The organism is Blastococcus saxobsidens, from assembly GCF_010682065.1.
Classification (GTDB): Bacteria; Actinomycetota; Actinomycetes; order Mycobacteriales; family Geodermatophilaceae; genus Blastococcus; species Blastococcus saxobsidens_B.
Genome location: NZ_JAAGWG010000061.1, coordinates 1 through 3,109, shown reverse-complemented (window position 1 = coordinate 3,109; position 3,109 = coordinate 1). Strand labels below are relative to the sequence as shown.

The following is a 3,109-nucleotide window of genomic DNA, read 5'->3' as shown; positions in this document are numbered from 1 at the left end:
GTGGAACCCGCCAGACCTTCCAACACGGAACCATCACCCACACCGACGGCCGGACCAGCGTGCAGTACAGCTGAGGGGCGCCGTCGATCGTCTTCTCCGGGTCGTCGACCCGTCCCGCACCACCAGAGAGGCACTCTTCCCGTGCGTAGCTCCCTTGCCGCCTTCCTGCTGACCGCCCTGGCCGTGCCCGTCCTCGCCTCGTGCACCGCGGGGGACGGAGCCGACGGCGATGCCGCGTCGTCGCCCCGTACGGGGACGGTGCCATCGGAGGATGGGCCGGCGGCGAGCGATGCGCCGCGCCCGACGACGACCGACGTCGTCCTGTCGTACGCAGGATGGGAGAAGGGGAGCGATGCGGTCGAGGCGGCCGGCTATGTCAGCCCGGTGGTGGAGGACGGGGGCACCTGCACCCTCGAGGTGACCGGCGACGGGCGCACCCGATCGGCGAGCGTCCCGGCGATCGCCGACGCGACGACGACGGTGTGCTCCGGTCTGTCGATCCCGGGCGCGGAGCTCGCACCCGGCACGTGGACCGTGCGGCTGCAGTACTCGTCCGCGACGACCGAGGGCACCTCCCAGCCGCTCGACGTCGAGGTCCCGGCATGACCGGCCTGCGTCGCGCCGTCGCGGTCGTGGCCGCCGCCGCATGCGCCCTCGTGGTGGCGGTGGCCACCGACGACCGACCCCGGGCCGTCCAGCTGGTGGAGTCCGCCGACACCTCGAACTTCCGCGCCGGCAACATCATCAGCGATCAGCTGTTCTACGACGGCAACGCCATGTCCGCCGGAGACGTGCAGGCCTTCCTCGAGTCCAAGAACCCGCGGTGCGTGCCCGCCGCCGACGGGACCCCGTGCCTCCAGGACGCGCGGCAGGACACCTACACGCGTCCCGCCGACTCGCTGTGCCCCGGCACCTACGTGGGCGCCCCCAGCGAATCGGCCGCCACGATCATCGCCAAGGTCGGCGCCGCCTGCGGGATCAGCCAGCGGGTGCTGCTCGTGATCCTGCAGAAGGAGCAGAGCCTGGTCACCTCCAGCGGCAGCAGCCTGAAGCCGGTCAAGTACGAGAAGGCGATGGGGTACGGCTGCCCCGACACCGCGCCGTGCAACCCCCGGTACGCGCACCTGTTCAACCAGCTCTACAGCGCCGCGTCGCGCTACCAGTACTACGCACAGAACCCCGACGCCTTCAACCACCGGGCCGGTCGGGTGAACACCGTCCGGTTCCACCCGAACGCCGCGTGCGGGTCCTCGCAGGTGTTCATCGAGAACCGCGCCACCGCCGGGCTGTACAACTACACGCCCTACCAGCCCAACGGCCCCGCGCTCGCCGCCGGCCGGGGTTCCGGTGACGGCTGCTCGGCCTACGGCAACCGGAACTTCTGGATCTACTTCACCGACTGGTTCGGATCCACCCAGGTCCCGGGTGCCGCGGAGGTGACCGGGCGCTACGCGGCGACCGGCGGCGACAGCGGCCCCCTCGGGGCCGGCCGTGCCGACGTCGTCTGCGGCCTGCGCAACGGCGGCTGCTTCCAGAGCTACGCGAACGGCGCCATCTACTGGTCGCCGGCGAGCGGGGCCAGGATCGTGGGCAACGGCGCCGTCCGGGACCGGTGGGCCTCCCTCACCTGGGAGGTCGGATCCCTGGGATATCCGGTGTCGGACACCACGTGCGGGCTGCGTGACGGTGGGTGTTTCCAGCACTTCCAGGGTGGGTCGATCTACTGGACCCAGGGCACGGGCGCGCGGGTGCTGTCCGGTGCGATCCGCGATCGGTGGGCGGCGCAGGGCTGGGAGTCGGGCTCGCTCGGCTATCCCACGACCGACGTGACGCCGATCGCCGGTGGGCAGTTCGCGCACTTCCAGGGCGGGTCGGTCTACTGGTCGCAGGCGACGGGTGCGCGGGTGCTCTCCGGAGTGGTGCGGGACCGGTGGGCGGCGCAGGGCTGGGAGACGGGGTCGCTCGGCTATCCCACCACCGACGTGACGCCGATCGCCGGCGGCCTGTTCGCGCACTTCCAGGGCGGGTCGGTCTACTGGTCGCAAGCCACCGGCGCGCGGGCGCTGTCCACGCCGGTGCGGAACCGGTGGGGGGCCCACGGCTGGGAGAACGGTGCGCTCGGGTTCCCGGTGGACGAGGCGGTGGCCACGCCCGGGGGCAAGGGTCAGGCCGTCCGGTTCGAGCGGGGCTGGATCTACTGGTCGCAGGCGACCGGGGCATGGCGGGTCGACGGGCCGGTGCGCGACGCCTGGCTGGCCGCCGGTGCGGACGGCGGGACGCTGGGCATGCCGGTGGCCGACGCCCGGACCACCGCCGACGGGGTCGCGCGGATCGGCGACTTCCAGGGCGGATCGGTATCGGTGCATCCCGGGGTGGGCACGCACGTGCTGTCTGCACCGGTCGTGGTCGCGTGGCGGGCCGAGGGGGGCGAGACCGGGTCGCTGGGGTACCCGACCAGCGGTGCGGTGCCCACCGCCGACGGCCGGGCGGCGGTGGTGACCTTCGAACGTGGTGAGGTGCACGCCACCGCGACGGCCGGGCATGCCCTGTCGGGTGCGGTGCTGGACCGGTACCGGGCCGCCGGCGGGCTGAGCGGGGAGCTGGGCCGCGCCACCACGGGTGTGACGGCGCTGCCCGGTGGAGGGCGGTTCGCGCACTTCCAGGGCGGATCGATCTACTGGACCCAGGCGACCGGCGCGCGGGTGCTCTCCGGAGCGGTGCGGGAGCGGTGGGGGACCACCGGCTGGGAGAACGGGCCGCTGGGCTATCCGACCTCGGACATGACCGCGCTGCCCGGTGGCGGGCAGTTCGCCCGGTTCCAGGGTGGGTCGGTCTACTGGACCCAGGCGGCCGGGACGAAGGCGCTCACCGGTGCGGTGCACGACCGGTACGAGGCGGCCGGAGGCGCCTCAGGAGCGCTGGGGCTGCCGACCACCGACGTCCTCACGCTGGCCGGCGGCGGGCGGTACGCGCACTTCCAGGGCGGGTCGATCTACTGGACGCAGGCGACCGGGGCGCGGGTGCTGACCGGAGCGGTGCGTGACCGGTGGGCGGCGCAGGGCTGGGAGAACGGGCCGCTGGGCTATCCGACCTCGGATGTGAACACGCT

At 73.2% G+C, this 3,109-nt stretch carries 1 protein-coding gene and 1 pseudogene; both read left to right on the top strand.

What is annotated here, in order from left to right:
- Positions 1 to 141 precede the first annotated feature (141 nt).
- Positions 142 to 606 (top strand): hypothetical protein, encoded by a 465-nt coding sequence (locus GCU60_RS19630; RefSeq protein ID WP_163208320.1) that lies wholly within the window; start codon positions 142 to 144, stop codon positions 604 to 606.
- Positions 603 to 3,109: pseudogene (locus tag GCU60_RS19625) on the top strand (hypothetical protein); the annotation flags it as partial. The gene GCU60_RS19630 and the pseudogene GCU60_RS19625, both read left to right, overlap by 4 nt.